The following is a 16,266-nucleotide window of genomic DNA, read 5'->3' as shown; positions in this document are numbered from 1 at the left end:
CCTCACCCCAGCCCTCTCCCCCAAGGGGCGAGGGGATGCCGGCTAAGGCAAATGAGTCAGTCGCACCCGCCCATCCTGACTTCCATCCACATGAAGCGGCGCCGCACCCCATTCAACATCCGCCTGCACCCTCACGTAAAGATCCGAAACGGAACAGGGATTCACCAAGGGGATCGTGAGCGTAATCCGGCTTCCCTGCCGGACAGAGTTGGGACCAATCGGACATGCATGGATTTTCCGGGGACCTGCCGTTTTTCTGCGATACACCAGTATTTGGAGGGCCGGGACAGGATCTTTCAACACTTCAAACTGTAACTCCGCCGTCGCGCCGCTGGTTTCAGCCTTAACCAGTTTAAGCCAGGGATAAAATACAATCCCTGCCTGATTGACACTTGCCTCCGGGGCGGCCTTTTCCCTCTCGAGCTCCAGCCACCCCTCCTCGTCAGGGACTGAGTGCCGCGCGGACTCCAACCATCGACGGGCCTCCCCAGCCTGTCCTCGATGCAGCGCATGCCGGATCAACGCCCGGTATACCTCGCGCCGTTCTGCCCATAATAAATCAGCCCCGCTCCACTGGATCTCCATCGGCGATAGCGCCAATCGCCCGCCCCGCTGAGAGGAGGAAAAGGTCAATTCCAGTTCCTGCTCCTCCCGGACTACAAACGAGTAACTCCACTTGCTTTTCAGCCCGGGCTCAATCACCACGGCCACTGTGCCAGTCCGTGACATCTGACCCACGTTCAGAACCCATGGCTGAGTGATTTCAAAGGGCGGGGCCACACTCGCCCCACCCTGCACCGTATACCGTCCGGGCGCCAACCGGACGGGCAGTTGAAGCGAAGCAAAAAACAGCTTATCCGTTTCCACCGACTCAACATTCAATACCCATTCCGGAATCTTCATCTGAATTCCATCACGCCCCGTGTCGATCACCGGTAGCCGGATCCGGGCATGATCACGGTAGGCGGCCCCGCTAACCCCGTTCAGCATCAGCTGTTCAGGGAGAACCCCGCAGGCTTTTTCAAAGTCAGCCAACGCCTGACGCGCCAGAGGCTCGTAGCGCCCGGCCAGCGCCCACTGCCCCTGTTCCACCGCACAGGCATACCACAGCCATGCCTCTTCAGCGGCCGTCGGGCTTTTCCTCAACCACTCCAGCGCATGATCCGGATACCCTTTCTGGTAAAGCAACAACGCCACATCACGAACGTCGGTTACCGCCTGGGCATAACAGGGCAGATACTCGACATGGGGCTGCGAGCGGACGTGAAGGGTGATCTCATCATATTCAGAAAGGCGCGGCCAATACCAGGGCCGCCGCACTTCAACCACGTTCACATCATAGGGATTCATGTGAATGACCTGTCGATCCCCCATGCCGTTGACAACCACATCCCCTGCCCGTTCTTTCGTTTGCAGAACAATATAAATGGGCCGTCGCATCGTGCTGGATCCACTTACAATCAGCGAACGCGGGGTGGTATCCACGAACAATCCGGGAGAACTCCCCACTTCACTTTCACTAAGCGGCACCATCACCGAGGGCGAATGATCGATCAAGGCCGGCCGGAACATGGGAGTGCGGATCGCGAGGTCCGCCTTGCCCTGCCGGGTATCCCACCATTCCATCTGGTGCCCCACAAACGCAAAGTTAGGCTCACGCGGGCCCCACTCACACAGCAAATGCGCCGACTGTTTAAATTCCTTCAGATTTTTCGCAAAATCTGGATACAACGCTCCGGTACGCGGATCCACCGTTCCCCGGCCACAGGCCGACACATTACGCAAAAGGTAGTCCATGTCGAGGTGGGCCCGGCGTTCCGGCGTCACCCACTCGATCTGAGGAACATCACAGCCCTCATCAAACAGGCGACAGGTGGGCACGGTATAAGCCTCTATGCCGACTTTCCCCTGAAGCGGGGCATGACAATACAGCCATCGCAACGCCTGGATTCGTGGTTCAGGCACTTCGCATAAACTGGAGAAGCGAAGTGTGCGCACCAAACTATCCCCACCCGCCACTAACAAGACCAGCAGGATAGTCGATAATGCCAGCACACGGTATCGAGCCTGATTCGCCCATGCCCAGCTTTCCTTTACGCCAATGGCCAGGCACACCCCCATGTACGGGAAAAAGGCCAGACATTCCTGCCCTCTGATCCAGGGGGCCACTTTTAAACAATAAAAAAGGTACACCCCGATGGGGAGCAGCGTGACCGGCCAATATCGGCGATACTTCCGGAGGCACGACACCCCCGCCCCCAGCCCGATGAACATCAGCCAGCCCCAGTGGATATCGGCCAGATTATCCACCAGAATACTCCAGTTGGAGCGAAGCACGGCATAGGGATCCGAGACGGACGCACCCAGATTAACGCTCCGCTCGGCATAAGTGGCCTGTCCGGCCCGTTGCAGTTGCCGCCAGAACTCCATCCCTTCAAACACATGCCGGTTCGTATAACACCACCCGCTGACCACCAACAGGAGTCCAAAGCCCAACAGTTGGACGGCTCGGGAACTCGTCTTTCTCTCCCCCATCCGCCAGCAGACCCACCCTCCGGCCCCCGCCTGCAAAAGCAGTAAAATATTTGTGTATTTTGTTCCAATCGCCAAGCCGGTCGCCACCGCCGCCATCCCGAACCAGAACCACTTCCCCGTCTCCATGACCCGTACCCATAGATAAAGCGCAAGCGTCAGGGTGAATAACATCGCAATATCCGTTTCGGCATAATGGGAATGTTCCACATGAAGTCTTGAAAATGCCAGGAGGCCAGCCGCCGCCAGCGCAGCCCAGGCGCTCCCTGACACGCGCCACGCTAGGCTATAGAAAAGCAACACGGTTAATACCGCTAGAACGACGTTGATCTTGCGCAGGAAAAAAGTCCGGCCATCATCACCCTGCACCGCCTGGAGTCGATGTCCCTGGAACTCGGACCACGCGGAAGCCCCCCCGACACACACGCTTTTTAGGAATAAGATGGGCTTGATAAGATGGAAATACCCCCCGGGGTAGGCGGCGTTCTCCGTCTGAGAATGCTCCTCCATCCAGGTTGCCCAGTGGGTGATTTTATACTCATCCGGATGGAGAAGCGGCCATTCAATCCCACGCTCACGGACCCAGGCTGACCCAGCCAACAGCACGATCAGTCCCGCGACCATCCAGCTTCGTCTTGCCCGTTTACCAGACATGGTGGCTCCTGTTGATCATGGGTTAGCGTTCCTCATGATATTCGGATTCGGTGTTGGCGTCCCAGGGACTGCAGTCCTGCCCCATGAGGTTCCTTGCCGCGAGCCAGCCGGAAAGAATGGAGTGATCCATGTTGTTGTACCGGAACATGCCGCCCCGGCCGGCCACCTGCAAATTGGAGAGACCCGACAACAGGGTCCGGGCGTGAGTGATCGCTTCCTTATACGGGCCCGTGTACATCGGGTAGGCATTGCTGACCCGGCATACACAGCCATCTTTAATCATCGCATTGCCCCCCAGCCCGATGGCTTTGAGTTCCGTGGCCGCCAGTTCCAACAACTCCTTATCAGGGGTATTCCAGAGTGCGTCGCCCGCCGTACAGAAATACTCACAGCCGATCGGCGTGTGTTCCTGCGTGGGAGTCATCCAGCGGCTCCAGTTCTTGAAATTCTGAACCCGGCCCAGTTTGACCGTGGGATCATGGACGTAAATCCAGGTATCAGGAAATACCTCCGGTTGATCCAGGATAAGATTAACCGAGATGAAATCGCGGAACCGCATATTCCGCGCCGTCACCGCCACCTCCGGCTGGCCGGGAAAAAGCAGCGACAGGGTGTCCGGCAAAGGAATGGTGGAGACGACCACATCGGCCACGTACTCGGTCTTGACGCCATCCCGGGTCACTTCAATTCCCACCACTTTACCATCCTGATGCCGCAACCCCGAGACGTGATGTCCGGTCAGAATGGTTCCGCCCGCCGCTTTAACCTGCGCGGCCACCGCCTCATACATCATTCCCGGCCCATATTTGGGATAATTAAACTCCTCAATCAGCGACGTTTCCTTGTCTTTTGACTGGATCAGGGCATTGCGAACCGCATCCCACAGGGATAGTCCCTTGATGCGTTGCACCGCCCACTCGGCCGACAATTCGGTGGTGGGAATCCCCCAGACTTTCTCGGTATAGGACTTGAAAAAGGTTTCGAACAGCCGTTTGCCAAACCGGTTCGTCACCCAGTCGGCAAAACTTTTTTCAGGGCGGATTGGTTTGATTTTGTACCGCAGGAAGCTGAGGAACCAGAGGAGGGAGGGGCCTATCCCTGCATTATTAAGCGCATCCTTAATGGCAATCGGATACTTGAAAAACCGCCGGTTATAGTAGATTCGCGACAAACGGGGGGTCCGCTGGAAATCCGACTTCAATGCCGCATGCCACCAGGCTTCCACCTCCCGGTTCTTGGTGAAGAAACGGTGCCCGCCCATATCGAAGCGGTAGCCATGATACTCGGTGGTCCGGGAAATACCCCCCACCACCTCATCCCGCTCAAATACAGTCACCTGATAGTTCTTCTGCACCAACTCCAGCGCCGCCGCTAATCCGGCCGGTCCCGCCCCGAGTACAATGGCGGTTTTTGGTTTCTCTTGATTGATCATTATTAATCTTGCCAGTTATTACGTTGAAACTATTAAGATTTATTATTATTGACCTCTTATGGCTATGATATCAACTAAATATCAACACGCACCGTTCAATCGGAAGGCCGAGCCCGTTTATACGTAAGAACACTACGTAAAATATATTTATACGTAAAATCCCGCCCTCTAGCTGCCTGTTGGAAAACGAGTAGCCGCCGCTGATAAGCGGTGGATGTTCATGGAAAGTCCTGATAAATCGAAGAACCACGCCTTATCAGGCGCGGCTACGAAAGAAATAAACTATTTTTCAACAGGCTGCTTTGGCGTCAATGTCGCCGAGTTAAGCCTGACGCCTCCGGACCTACATCCGCGTGAGGGTTGCCGGATTATGCTTGTAAGGGTCGTGCCAATGCTCGATGAAATCCATCTGCAGCGTATTCTTGTCATCACTGATCGTACCCTCAATATCCAGATCCCCGACACCGGGATTCGACCCTGATCCGGTGAAACTGTTGCCTGATTGGGTGTAGGTTCCACCCAAGTGTCTATGGGTAAGCGCGGCATCATCATACTCCGCCCATGTACCATCAGAACTGAACACCGTCCTGCCATCGCCGCCAGCGCCCCATGTCCCCACTACGCTACTGCCACCCGACCCGCCATCGCTACTATCACAACCCGATACGAGCCCTAAACCGACCAGACTCAACGCCATTATTCCCGCCATGCACGACCACGTCATCACTCTCTTCATCTGCTATCCTTTCGTTTTTACGTTAAAACTATTAAATATTTACAATTATTACGGCTGTATTCAAGAAATAAGTTATATATTTAGGGTTTTTGTCTTTCGAATGCTCATTTTAGTCTTTACCCGAATGAGTTTTTACATTTTAATTAAAAAATAAATTATTGCGCAAAAACACTATGACATTAGCAACCACAGCCAAAGGGGCAGGCGGGCGTCCGCCGAAGTTTCAGGAAATCCGGCGTCCCATTACGGTGACTTTACCTGAACGGATATTGAAAGCACTGGAGCGGGTGAGCCCCGACCGGGCGTTGGCTCTGGTAAAATGCGTTGAGGAGGCCATTGGAACGGGGCATAGAGAGAAAAACCCTGTTGAATTAGTCGAAGTCCTTCCCGGGAAGGCGCTGATTGTGGTGAATTCAAACCGGTCCTTAAGCAGAATCGAATGGCTGCGCATGGTTGAAATTGCACCCGCGCGATATTTGCTGATCTTACCGCCTGGCATGCCGATTGAACGGCTGGAAGTGGAAATGCGTGATGTGATCGAGGGGCTTGAACCCGGGAACGAAGGTGAGCTTATATTGCTGGATCAACTGCAAAAAATGCTCATCCAACATCGCCGACAAAAAAACATTTCGAAGGCTGAGTTGCTCCTGGTGGATGTGCCCCGATGAAATCGTCATTTCGCGAAGCGCTCCGGGCATGGCGATGGCCTCTCCTGGTGGCCTTAATCACGGGGATTGGACTCATCATCAGGCTCTGCATGGCCTGGGCCATGAGGTATCCCGCCTGCAATGGGGACTTCAGCATTATCGGGCTGATGGCCCGGCATATGGCGGAAGGCTCCGACTACCCAATTTTCGCCTATGGAGTCGCGTATATGGGGAGCCTCGAGCCAGCCCTGGCCGCCTTACTGGCCAGGCTCCTGCACGTTGAAGTCTCCGCGTTTATCGTCAATCTCAGTCCCGCCCTGGTCGGAACCCTGCTGCTTCCGCTGCTCTATCTGTTCGGCCGGGAGGCCGGAAGCCGGCGCGCCGGTCTGCTGGCAATGCTCTTCTGCCTGGTCGGTTCCGACACCCTCCTGCATAATTCCGTGGCCCCGCGCGGGGGATACATGAATGTCATGGTGGGGGGCCTGCTCACACTCTGGCTGGCCTGCCGGATTACCGCCCGGGAGTGCCGTGGCGAGTTTGTTTCATGGCGAACGTACCTCTGGATGGGACTGGCCGCAGGTGTGGCCTGGTGGGTGACGCAACTGGTAGCGGTATTCCTGCTGGCCGCTCTCGGAGTCCTTCTCGCGGGATTCCGCTGGAGAATGGTGAGAGTCGGCTTGATCCCGGCCCTTGCGGGGGTTCTGCTTGGAAGCCTCCCTTGGTGGGGCTGGAACATCACCCATCATTGGGGGTCGCTCGATTTCGGTGGAGGCATGGATAAAGTCCCGTTTTCTCAAGGAATAGTCAGTTTCGGGCACATGTTCCTGAGACTGGTCGAAATGGATCCCCTCGCCTCCTGGCGCGGGGCCCCCCGCCTCATCGTGCTGCTGGGACTGTTAGTCGGCTTTGTGGGACTGTTATTACGGAGCCGGGTCCGCAAGACACCGGATGACCGCTTCTTTTTCAAGTTGGGCGCCTTGCTTCTGGCGCTATTTATGATGGCCGTGTACAGCACCTCCGGCTTCTCCCACGTGAATACCACCCGGTATCTACTCCCCCTCTTCCCCGCCGTTGCCATCATGGTGGCGGTCTCCTGCGACTGGCTCATGCACCGCTACCGGCGGCCCTGGGGATGGGCGGCCTTTATCCTGACGATCCCTCCCAACCTCCTGCTGCTCCCCCATATGTTCGACGGCGTGCCGGCGGATCGTTCGCGCTGGGAGATGGCGGCGCAGTTGCAAAAAGAGGTGGCCCCGCTTTGCGACGGGAACTTTGTCGGGGACCTTTACACCACCCATTGGCTGAACTTCGCCTCACATGAACAGCTCTGCCTCGCCACCCTCCCCCTGGAGCGATACGCCCCCTTTGCCCGGCGGGTGGAACTGGCTGAGCGCCGCGCCTATGTGAACGGCTACGGCAATCTGGTCGCCTTCCTGCAGGCTACCAAAAGCACCTCCCGCCATACGATGGTGGGCACCATGAGTATCGATTATGGGCTCATCCCTCCCTCCAACAAATGGCGCTATGTGGAGCCCCGCGACATCCATGGTCCGGCGGTTCTGACGGATTCCATTCTGGATACCGCCTGGGAAACCCTGCTTACACCCGGAACAACCGGAAACCTGTCTTTCGCCTTTGAACATCCCGTACCGTTGTGCGGGATCCGCCTGCTCAGCTTGAACAATGCGTATGCCTGGCAAATTTCTGTTGAGGGGCGAAAGGATGAGACCTCCCCCTGGCAAGTCCTGCTGCCTCCACTGGGAATTACTTCCTGTTTCTGGTCCGGCCCCTACGTCATGATCGATGGGATCCAGTACTTTCAGGAGCTCAGGTTCACCCCACCTGAAGGCGGCCTTCTCGAAGTGCGGCTGCGGCTACACGGGCCAAAAGAAGGCGAAGAGCCCGTCAGGCTCGGCGAGGCGCTTTTCATGGAAGCAGAGGATGCCTCACGGGGGACAGCGGGTGAAGGGTGGGCTACCGCCGACGCCCCGGCCGCCATCGTGGCCCGGAGCGTGACCGCGCTTCAGCAGGAAGGCCTGACCCGGTTCTTCGCACCCCGCTGGCTCGCGGAACGCATTTCGGAGTCGACCTCCAATCTCACCGCAACGGTATTGCCTTCTTTGTTCACCCGCTCCATCCATGAAATGGCCGGGGCGGACTCGCGGGATCCCCTCCCTGTGACCTTTGCCGTGAATACCGGCTTATTCATGGATCCACGGGATGTGCCAAGGAGCCGGGCGGTTCTCCGGACGGCGGAGTTGACATGGCGGGAAATACCCCTGGGCCCGATCACACTCCTGAACGTCATGGCCGACCAGGGCTCCCATGCCGGCTCGATGTATTCACGGCTCTTCTGGACCGAACAGGGCGGCTTCAACGCCACCTTCTCGAAGGAAAAAGCGCAACTGCTATATGAGTCAGCCACCCGGAAGGAGGTGACTGGCGGGACACCCCCTCAGGCCCGCCTCGAAACGCTCAGGGAGGCCGTTCAAGCGTATCCGCCCCATTATCCTGCCCGGCAGGCATTGATCGCTGCATTGAGAGAGAACGCGCTGACTGCGGAGGCGAACTCAAATGCCGCGGTACTGAACGTAATGATTCAACCCGCCATCCCTGCAGTGGCCGCTTTCCGCAATGGGGCTGAATTGCTGGGCGTCACCCTTGATCAGCAGGTCAAGCGGGGGCAAACGATCCCGGTCAGTTACTATTGGAAATGCCGGTCTGACATAAATCCCGGAAAATGGGCGGTCTTCGTCCATATCAAACAACCCAACGGCCTGTTTCAGGATGACCACGTGCTGTTGTCGGAGCTGCCCGTGGAAACCATCCGGTATCAGCCTTTTCCGGAGATCATGGTCGAGCGCCGGAAGGTGACCATTCCCGCAACCGCCAAACCCGGCGACTATGAACTCTGGATTGGAATGCTGGACAGGGGCACCGGCAAACGAGTGGCGGTCACCACCACGCTCCCGAACAAACGGAATGCCACAAAGCTCCCCGTCCATTTAACGATCTTATGAATACAATACTTGTCTTCACTGCCACCTATAACGAAAGCGAGAATATCGCCTCGCTCTGCCATCATGTCCTGGGCTTGAATCCCGGCTACGACATGCTGGTGATTGACGACGACTCCCCCGATGGAACCGGCCGGATTCTTGACGAACTCGCAGCAACCAACCCCCGCCTCAAGGTGGTCCACCGGCCCGGGAAACTGGGTTTGGGAAGTGCCCATGAATGGGCCATGGAGTATGCCGAGACCCAGCATTACGACGCCCTGGTCACCATGGATGCCGATTTTTCCCATAACCCGGATGATATCCCCCGCCTGCTGGCAGCGCTGGGGGACAGGGATTTTGTGACCGGCTCCCGCTACATGGCCGGGGGGTCCTGCAACTACGCGGGCTATCGCCGCATTATCAGCAAACTGGCGAATTGGGGTGCCAGACGCCTGCTGGGCATCTCACTGCACGAAATGACGACGTCGTTCCGGGTCTTCCGGGTGGACTTCCTTCGCCAGGTCGATTTGGGGAAAATCAAATCCAATGGCTATAGTTTTTTCATGGAAATCGTGTTCCGGCTCTCCCGCGTCGGGGCGCGCATGACCGAAGTGCCCATCTGTTTTGAAGACCGCCGGGCCGGTGCCTCCAAGATTCCGCCATTTGAGATTTTCAACGGCCTCAACCACCTGCTCTACCTGACCTGGCTCAGGTTGTTCTGGCGGAAGCCCTGATTCAGAAATGAAGAAATCCAGAGAGGATTTCACGCGCACCGAAGACACGAAAAGAAATGTATGTTTTTTTAAGAAGTCATAGAGAATGAGAGAGGGTATGAAATTCAATGGAGGGCGCTGCTCTGTCCTGCTCCTTACACGGATTTAAGAAGAAGACTTCACCACTAATTCAAGAAATGAAATAAATTCAGATTCAACCGAAGAAATCCCCTTCGAGGAACCTCAGGGCAGGCAAAATGTTGCGGCATTATTAATTCGGGGCGCTCTTTCTGTCGGGTTAAACGGGAACGCGTTATGGTCTTTCCCGAATTAAAAATCCCGCAACGGTTTTTCGGGGGACATTAAAGAATCATAGCGAGATTACGCCCTTGAGATTCTTCATTTCCCCCGATGTCCGGAGAAAACCCGTTTGGCGATTTTTCGTGGCTGGCTATTCATAGAGGAACCTACCGTGCCCATAGCGCGCCAAGCCAGACATGACAAATCGCCAAACATTTTGGGCGTTTTTGGATTTCCTTCATTTCTTAAATTAGTGGTGAAGTCTTCTTGTATTCTTGATCAATTGCTAGCCCTTACGAAGATGACCGGGGGGGACGCCGAAGGCGCGGCGGAAGGCCCGGGAAAAGTTATACGGATCACTGAAGCCAAGCTGATCCGAAACCGCCCGGATCATCAGCCCTGAGTTCTGGATCAGTTCAGCCGCCCGGTTCAGACGCAGGTGCAGCAGATAGCGGCTGGGTCGCTCGCGCCCAAAGCATTGGAACAGCCGGCATAAATAGGCCGGATCCACATGACAGGCTTCGGCCACTTCGTTCAGGTTCCGGATCGCGAGGTAATGATCACCAATGTACTGCCGGCACCGCTGATAGGTGGTAAAGGCACGCGAGGTGGACGCTTCACCGGAGGGGGTCGCCAGATCCCCGATTTTAATGATCAGGTATTGCGCCACCACGGCACACATGCGGTGCCGGTCGGGATGATCATCCCGTCCATGCCGGATCAAATCCTCAAAGATCTGTTGAACCTGCTCAGGCTGCCCCACCCGCACCACCGTCCCGGGCGACAACTGGCATTCATGCATCAAATCCCGCCCCGCCTTCCCGCTCAACACCACAAAATATTTCGTCAGGGGCTGTCCCGGCTCACAGGTGATGCGGTGCTCCATCCCACGGCTGTAGGTGAACACCGTCCCCGTCGTGAGGGGGTGGCTTCGCCCCCGCAAGGTCAGCCGTCCCGCTCCGCGGGCCACAAATTCAATAATGGGATGCGGAAACCCCGTCCGGTGAATCGTGTATTCGGGCCGGCACTGCTCGACCCCGCCGCTGATTACTGTCAGCGGCACCGGATCGGAGGGCTTGAGGCGCAGATAGAACCGTTGCGCCGAAACCACCTGGTCACTGAAATAGGTAGGCTCTGTTTTCATTACAAATCGAGGAAGAGAAGACTTCACCACTGATTTAAGAAATGGAAGAAATCCAGATAAAACACAATATTTTGCGATTTTACTGAATGGCCGGTACGCCATTCAGTAAAATCGCAAAATGGGTTTACCCGGACATTTAAATACATGGATTCAACACACCCGGCTCTTTTCCATTGATTCACAGAAAACCGTTTGGGCGTTTTTGTTGGCGTGTATTCCACGCCGGCACAAATGCCCAAATATTTCTTGTTCGTGTCCTTCGCGGCTTCGCGTGACACCCCTCTTCTCTGAATCTCCTTCATTTCTTAAATTAGTTGAAGTCTTCTTTTTTGTCATAGCGGAGAGTGAAATGGAAGTCAAATAATGACATTTGTGTGTCAAGGGAGGCCATTGGCAGTCACCCGCCACATGATAGGATGACATGAACGAGCAACCAAGGAGCAACTCAAATGACAACATGGATCGGTGGTTTTCCCAAAATCGGTATTCGTCCCACAATTGATGGCCGGCGCAGAGGCGTCCGGGAGTCCCTGGAAAAACAGGTCATGGCCATGGCCCTCACGGCCTCCAAGTTCCTCACCTCGAATCTCAAATATCCCAACGGCCAACCCGTGGAATGCGTCATCGCCGACACCTGTATCGGCGGGGTGACCGAGGCTGCCGCCTGTGCCGACAAGTTCCGCCGTGAAGGCGTGGGGGTATCGCTGACGGTCACCCCCTGCTGGTGCTATGGCAGCGAGACCATGGACATGGATCCCACCATGCCCAAGGCCGTCTGGGGCTTCAACGGGACCGAGCGGCCGGGCGCAGTCTATCTGGCGGCCTGTTTGGCAGGACACAATCAGAAGGGGCTCCCCGCTTTCGGCATCTATGGCCGCGACGTGCAGGATAAGAGCGACACCACCATTCCCGCCGATGTGCAGGAGAAGTTGTTGCGCTTCGCCAAGGCCGGCCTCGCCGTCTCCACGATGCGCGGCAAGTCGTATCTCTCCATGGGCGGCGTCTCCATGGGCATTGCCGGCTCCATTGTGGATCAACCTTTCTTTGAAAGCTACCTGGGGATGCGGGTCGAAAGTATCGACATGTCGGAATTCACACGCCGCATCGACGAGAACATCTTTGACCCGAAGGAGTTCGAGAAGGCCTATGCCTGGACCCGCAAAAACTGCAAGGAAGGCAAGGATATCAACCGCACGCCCCGTGACGCCAAAGGCAAGGATCGCGACTGGCAGACGGTCGTCAAAATGACCATGATTGCCCGCGACCTGATGGAAGGCAATCCCCGTCTGGCTGAACTCGGGTTCGGCGAGGAAGCCCTCGGCCACAACGCGATTGCCGGCGGATTCCAGGGTCAACGGCAGTGGACGGACCATTTTCCGAACGGTGACTTCATGGAAGCCATGCTGACCTCCTCGTTCGACTGGAATGGCACCCGCGCCCCCAAGGTGTTTGCCACGGAAAACGACAGCCTGAACGGCGTCGGCATGCTGTTCGGCTATCTGCTCTCCAATACCGCCCAGATCTTTGCCGATGTCCGGACCTTCTGGAGCCCGGATGCGGTCAAGCGGGTCACCGGACAGAAGCTGACGGGCGCGGCGGCCCACGGCCTGATCCACCTGATCAATTCCGGAGCGGCCACCTTGGACGGAACGGGCGAACAGACCCTCAAGGGCAAGCCGGCCATGAAACCCTTCTGGGATATCTCCGAGGCCGAAGTGGCCAAGTGCCTGAAGGCGACGACCTGGCCTTCTGCCGTGCATGAATACTTCCGGGGCGGCGGCTTCTCGTCCTGCTACCTCTCGCGCGGCGGTATGCCGATGACCATGACGCGGGTCAGCCTGGTCAAGGGACTCGGGCCGATCCTCCAGATTGCCGAAGGCTGGTCGGCGGACATTCCCTCCAAGGTGCACCAGACGCTGAGCGCCCGGACAAACGAGACCTGGCCAACCACCTGGTTTGCCCCGCGGTTGACCGGCAAGGGTGCCTTCAAGGATGTCTACGGAGTCATGAACAACTGGAGTGCGAATCACGGCTCCATCAGTTATGGCCATATTGGAGCCGACCTGATCGCCCTGGCCGCGATGCTGCGGATTCCCGTGGCCATGCATAATGTCGCAGAGGAGAACATCTTCCGGCCCAGCACCTGGGGGCTGTTTGGCGAGCAGGATGCGCAGGGCGCCGATTATCGCGCCTGCCAGAACTTCGGACCGCTCTACGGCTGAGCCAAACGGCGCTGACAGTGCAACGTCCTCCATTTAATAAAATGGGGGGGCGTTTTTTTTGCGACAGGGATCGGAATCCCTCACTACAATTTAAATCCTGTCCGCGTCCACCCTTGCGCCCCTGATTTTTCCCGTGCTTCTTTCCGGAGCCGATACAGCCGTTCGGTAATGCCCCCTTCTTCAAGAAACTTTTTCTCCAGTGCGGACAGCTGATTCCGGGTCAAGTAAAGGGCAAGATTCAGTAACGACAATACGCCATTCGCCGATATCTGGTCCGAAGGGAAAGCCCTCCCGGATCGCTCCCACGCCTCCTTGACCCAGTTGCGGAACTCTGCCAGGGACTTCACCTGCCGCCCTTTCAAATCCAACAACGCCGGGTGCTGGGGTGGCCACTCCTCCAGCTTCTTCTTTTGGAGATATTTCCGGTAGTCTTTGGCCAGTTCATCCAGGCACCCGATCGCAATCCCGGTCAGCTTGATTTCGCTCTTCTTGGAGACGCCGGAGTCAACGGAGCCCTCGGCAATGTTCTGGAAGCCGGATCGCGCGGATTGGACCATCTGGTCATTCGTGCGATCGGAGATCCGCACGAATTTCTCGCAGAACAACACCGTGATGTCGAAGACCAGTTCGGCCAGTTGATACGAAAGCAGCTTCTTGTATCCGCCATGCTTTGGCAGGAGGGCTTCTTTTTCGCGCATATAGGTTGGCTCCCTTTGGACGAATCAAGATCACGGACAAACACAGACAACCACAGACGATCAAGGACGCAATCTATCAGTCCGTGTCTGTCTTTGTCCGTCCGTGTCCGTCCGTGTTGCGAAAACTTTAGCACCTCTTTAATCTAGCTAAAAGATATATATTATCTATTTATTAGATCTACTTTAGAAGGACGTCGTTCGACAGGAAGCCTCTTTACCGGCGGCGGAGGGCCAGGGAGACGCCGAAGAAGCCGCACGCCCAGAGCACGATGGTGGCGCCGGTGGCGGTATTCCAATAGTAGGAGCAGATCAGACCGAGCACGCCCGAGAGCAGGCTCACGATCACAGAGCCGATGACATACCGCCGGGTATTCCAGGCCAGATTCCGGGCGGTGGCGGCGGGCAGGATCAACATCGAGTTGATCACGAGCAAGCCGACCCAGGGGATGCTGACCGAAACCACCACGGCCACCAACACTGCAAAAAGCGCTTCCAGAAGCGCAGTCGGCAGGCCGCGGCTGGAGGCCAGCGACCGGTTCACGCTCACAAAGAAAAAGGCATTGAACAGGAACACCCACACCACCCCGGCCACCACCGACAACACCGTCAGCCCCCCCAGCTCCAGAGGGGTAATCGTCAAAATATCCCCGATCAGATACCGCGAATATCTGGCAAAGCCTCCGCCCCGGGAGAGCAAAACCACCCCCAACGCCACGACAAAGGCCATGACCAGTGCAATACTCGTATCCGCCGGCAAGGCGCTGTAACGCCGCAACAGGAACATTCCCAGCGCCAGGACCACGGCAAAGCCGATAATCATGGCGGAAGGGTTCCCGATGCCGAGCAGGGCCCCCAATGCCACCCCGGTCAGGGCCGAGTGCCCCATGGCCTCTGAAAAGAAGGCCATGTGGTTATTGATCACCAGACAGCCCATCACCGCCAATAAGGGGGTAATCAGCAATATCGCCAGCAGTGCATAATGCATGAAGTCATATTGCGCCCACTCAAAGGGCAGGCTCATCAACAAGGCATGCCACATACTCATAATGGGCCTCTTACCGGTAGGGCACAGGGTTCATGGAGCAATACCGGCAGGAGGGGGCGGCGCCCGTCAAGCTCCGCCTCGGTATACCCGAACCCAAAGGTCTGCCGGATCAGGGGATTGAGCAGCACCTCGCGCGGGAGTCCGTCGCAGAGCACTTTGCGGTTCAATAAAATCATCCGGTCGGAAAATTGGGCAGCGGCCGTCAAGTCATGTGAGACCAGCAGAATAGAAAGATCATATTCCTGACGCATCTTCGACACCGTCTGGTAAAACAGCTCCATCCCGCCCTGATCGAGGGCCGCCACAGGCTCGTCCAGCAGCAACAATTCAGGCACCGGCGTCAGGGCCAGAGCCAGCATGATGCGCTGAAGCTGCCCCACCGAAATATCCGACAAGCGCCGGTTCAACAGCGTCTCGGCCCCGACCAGCTCCAGCTTTTCATGCGCGTCCTGGCGTACCGCCTTTCGGGTCCCCACCCAGAGGGGCCACCGGCTGAGGGTGGCCGCAAACAAATCCAATACGGTCGTCGGCGAGGTCCGGTCCAATTCCAATTTTTGAGGAACGTACCCGATCCGGATCGGCTTGGTGCTCTCGATATTGCCGTGATGGATAAAGCGAAGCGTCCCGGTATGGGCCAATTCGCCCACCATGGCCCGTAATAAGGTCGTTTTACCCGCCCCATTGGGCCCGATCAGGGCGGTAAGCTCCCCGCAATGCATGTGGAGATTGATCTCTTCCAGCACCGACTCCCCTCGCAGCCTGACCCCGAAATCACGCAACCGGGTACAGCATTCGCCGCAGGAACGGATGGGCAGGCGTGGGGATGGAATGGAGTCACTCATGAGGTCAAAAAAGGGTCGCGATTATGGCCGCCAACAATAACACCAGGCCGATCCCGATCAGCAGGCGCCGCCGCGATTGCAGGCGGTTCTGGCCGGTTGGCTCCCCAGCCACAGGCTGCCTCATATAATCTCGTTCGTATAGTCCCATAGAAGATAAACTATAGATTGAAGGAGGAGAGATCAATCACATCTTCGACACATCCGCCGCCGGGGCCAGGGCCTTTTGCTTTGACTCTTCTGGCACTGGTTTCGACGGAGCGAAACCCTCCATCAGGATTGAAATCATGAAAATATCACGTGAT

At 56.8% G+C, this 16,266-nt stretch carries 12 protein-coding genes; 4 read left to right on the top strand and 8 right to left on the bottom strand.

Annotated features, from left to right (window positions below; all coding sequences use genetic code 11):
- Positions 1-42: 42 nt before the first annotated feature.
- The 3 genes from WCS52_13230 to WCS52_13220 form a co-directional block, all read right to left on the bottom strand.
- Positions 43-3,186 carry a phospholipid carrier-dependent glycosyltransferase gene (locus WCS52_13230; protein ID MEI6168144.1) on the bottom strand — a complete coding sequence of 1,048 codons (3,144 nt, stop codon included), beginning with the start codon at positions 3,184-3,186 and terminating at the stop codon, positions 43-45.
- A 22-nt stretch (positions 3,187-3,208) separates the two neighbouring features.
- Positions 3,209-4,618, bottom strand: coding sequence for an NAD(P)/FAD-dependent oxidoreductase (locus WCS52_13225; GenBank protein ID MEI6168143.1), 1,410 nt, complete (start codon positions 4,616-4,618; stop codon positions 3,209-3,211).
- A gap of 343 nt (positions 4,619-4,961) precedes the next feature.
- Complete coding sequence (locus WCS52_13220; GenBank protein MEI6168142.1) at positions 4,962-5,354, bottom strand: hypothetical protein; 393 nt, start codon at positions 5,352-5,354, stop codon at positions 4,962-4,964.
- Positions 5,355-5,527: 173 nt separating this feature from the next.
- On the opposite strand from WCS52_13220, the gene WCS52_13215 reads away from it, so the two are divergent.
- From WCS52_13215 to WCS52_13205, 3 genes are read left to right on the top strand one after another with little or no spacing between them, the layout of a single operon-like run.
- Complete coding sequence (locus tag WCS52_13215; protein MEI6168141.1) at positions 5,528-6,022, top strand: hypothetical protein; 495 nt, start codon at positions 5,528-5,530, stop codon at positions 6,020-6,022.
- Positions 6,019-9,021: a hypothetical protein gene (locus WCS52_13210; protein MEI6168140.1), complete on the top strand. Its 3,003-nt coding sequence runs from the start codon at positions 6,019-6,021 to the stop codon at positions 9,019-9,021. The genes WCS52_13215 and WCS52_13210 overlap by 4 nt, the downstream gene beginning before the upstream one ends.
- Positions 9,018-9,734: a polyprenol monophosphomannose synthase gene (locus tag WCS52_13205; protein ID MEI6168139.1), complete on the top strand. Its 717-nt coding sequence runs from the start codon at positions 9,018-9,020 to the stop codon at positions 9,732-9,734. Before WCS52_13210 ends, WCS52_13205 begins: the two co-directional genes overlap by 4 nt.
- A 565-nt stretch (positions 9,735-10,299) precedes the next feature.
- Here the strand turns inward: WCS52_13205 and WCS52_13200 are convergent.
- Both WCS52_13200 and WCS52_13195 read right to left on the bottom strand, forming a co-directional pair.
- The gene (locus tag WCS52_13200; GenBank protein ID MEI6168138.1) at positions 10,300-11,157 is read right to left on the bottom strand and encodes an AraC family transcriptional regulator; all 858 of its coding nucleotides are present in this window, start codon (positions 11,155-11,157) and stop codon (positions 10,300-10,302) included.
- A 23-nt stretch (positions 11,158-11,180) separates the two neighbouring features.
- Positions 11,181-11,459, bottom strand: coding sequence for a hypothetical protein (locus WCS52_13195; GenBank protein ID MEI6168137.1), 279 nt, complete (start codon positions 11,457-11,459; stop codon positions 11,181-11,183).
- Between the two features lie 147 nt (positions 11,460-11,606).
- Here WCS52_13195 and WCS52_13190 point away from each other — a divergent pair, with 147 nt between their 5' ends.
- Positions 11,607-13,379, top strand: coding sequence for an L-fucose isomerase (locus tag WCS52_13190; protein MEI6168136.1), 1,773 nt, complete (start codon positions 11,607-11,609; stop codon positions 13,377-13,379).
- Between the two features lie 83 nt (positions 13,380-13,462).
- On the opposite strand, the gene WCS52_13185 is transcribed toward WCS52_13190, so the two are convergent.
- The 3 genes from WCS52_13185 to WCS52_13175 all read right to left on the bottom strand — a co-directional run bounded on the left by WCS52_13185 (position 13,463) and on the right by WCS52_13175 (position 15,964).
- Complete coding sequence (locus WCS52_13185; GenBank protein ID MEI6168135.1) at positions 13,463-14,077, bottom strand: four helix bundle suffix domain-containing protein; 615 nt, start codon at positions 14,075-14,077, stop codon at positions 13,463-13,465.
- 214 nt (positions 14,078-14,291) lie between these two features.
- Positions 14,292-15,122, bottom strand: coding sequence for a metal ABC transporter permease (locus WCS52_13180; GenBank protein MEI6168134.1), 831 nt, complete (start codon positions 15,120-15,122; stop codon positions 14,292-14,294).
- The gene (locus WCS52_13175) at positions 15,119-15,964 is read right to left on the bottom strand and encodes a metal ABC transporter ATP-binding protein (GenBank protein ID MEI6168133.1); all 846 of its coding nucleotides are present in this window, start codon (positions 15,962-15,964) and stop codon (positions 15,119-15,121) included. Before WCS52_13175 ends, WCS52_13180 begins: the two co-directional genes overlap by 4 nt.
- Positions 15,965-16,266 lie beyond the last annotated feature (302 nt).

This window comes from bacterium (assembly GCA_037128595.1).
Taxonomy (GTDB): Bacteria; Verrucomicrobiota; Kiritimatiellia; order CAIKKV01; family CAITUY01; genus JAABPW01.
This window is presented reverse-complemented; position numbering and strand designations above follow the sequence as displayed.

Coding starts and splice junctions, on each gene's coding strand:
- WCS52_13190 (MEI6168136.1), top strand. CDS start 11,607: ATGACAACATGGATCGGTGGTTTTCCCAAAATCGGTATTCGTCCCACA.
- WCS52_13180 (MEI6168134.1), bottom strand. CDS start 15,122: ATGAGTATGTGGCATGCCTTGTTGATGAGCCTGCCCTTTGAGTGGGCG.
- WCS52_13220 (MEI6168142.1), bottom strand. CDS start 5,354: ATGAAGAGAGTGATGACGTGGTCGTGCATGGCGGGAATAATGGCGTTG.
- WCS52_13195 (MEI6168137.1), bottom strand. CDS start 11,459: ATGAAGGAGATTCAGAGAAGAGGGGTGTCACGCGAAGCCGCGAAGGAC.
- WCS52_13205 (MEI6168139.1), top strand. CDS start 9,018: ATGAATACAATACTTGTCTTCACTGCCACCTATAACGAAAGCGAGAAT.
- WCS52_13185 (MEI6168135.1), bottom strand. CDS start 14,077: ATGCGCGAAAAAGAAGCCCTCCTGCCAAAGCATGGCGGATACAAGAAG.
- WCS52_13175 (MEI6168133.1), bottom strand. CDS start 15,964: ATGAGTGACTCCATTCCATCCCCACGCCTGCCCATCCGTTCCTGCGGC.
- WCS52_13225 (MEI6168143.1), bottom strand. CDS start 4,618: ATGATCAATCAAGAGAAACCAAAAACCGCCATTGTACTCGGGGCGGGA.
- WCS52_13210 (MEI6168140.1), top strand. CDS start 6,019: ATGAAATCGTCATTTCGCGAAGCGCTCCGGGCATGGCGATGGCCTCTC.
- WCS52_13215 (MEI6168141.1), top strand. CDS start 5,528: ATGACATTAGCAACCACAGCCAAAGGGGCAGGCGGGCGTCCGCCGAAG.
- WCS52_13200 (MEI6168138.1), bottom strand. CDS start 11,157: ATGAAAACAGAGCCTACCTATTTCAGTGACCAGGTGGTTTCGGCGCAA.
- WCS52_13230 (MEI6168144.1), bottom strand. CDS start 3,186: ATGTCTGGTAAACGGGCAAGACGAAGCTGGATGGTCGCGGGACTGATC.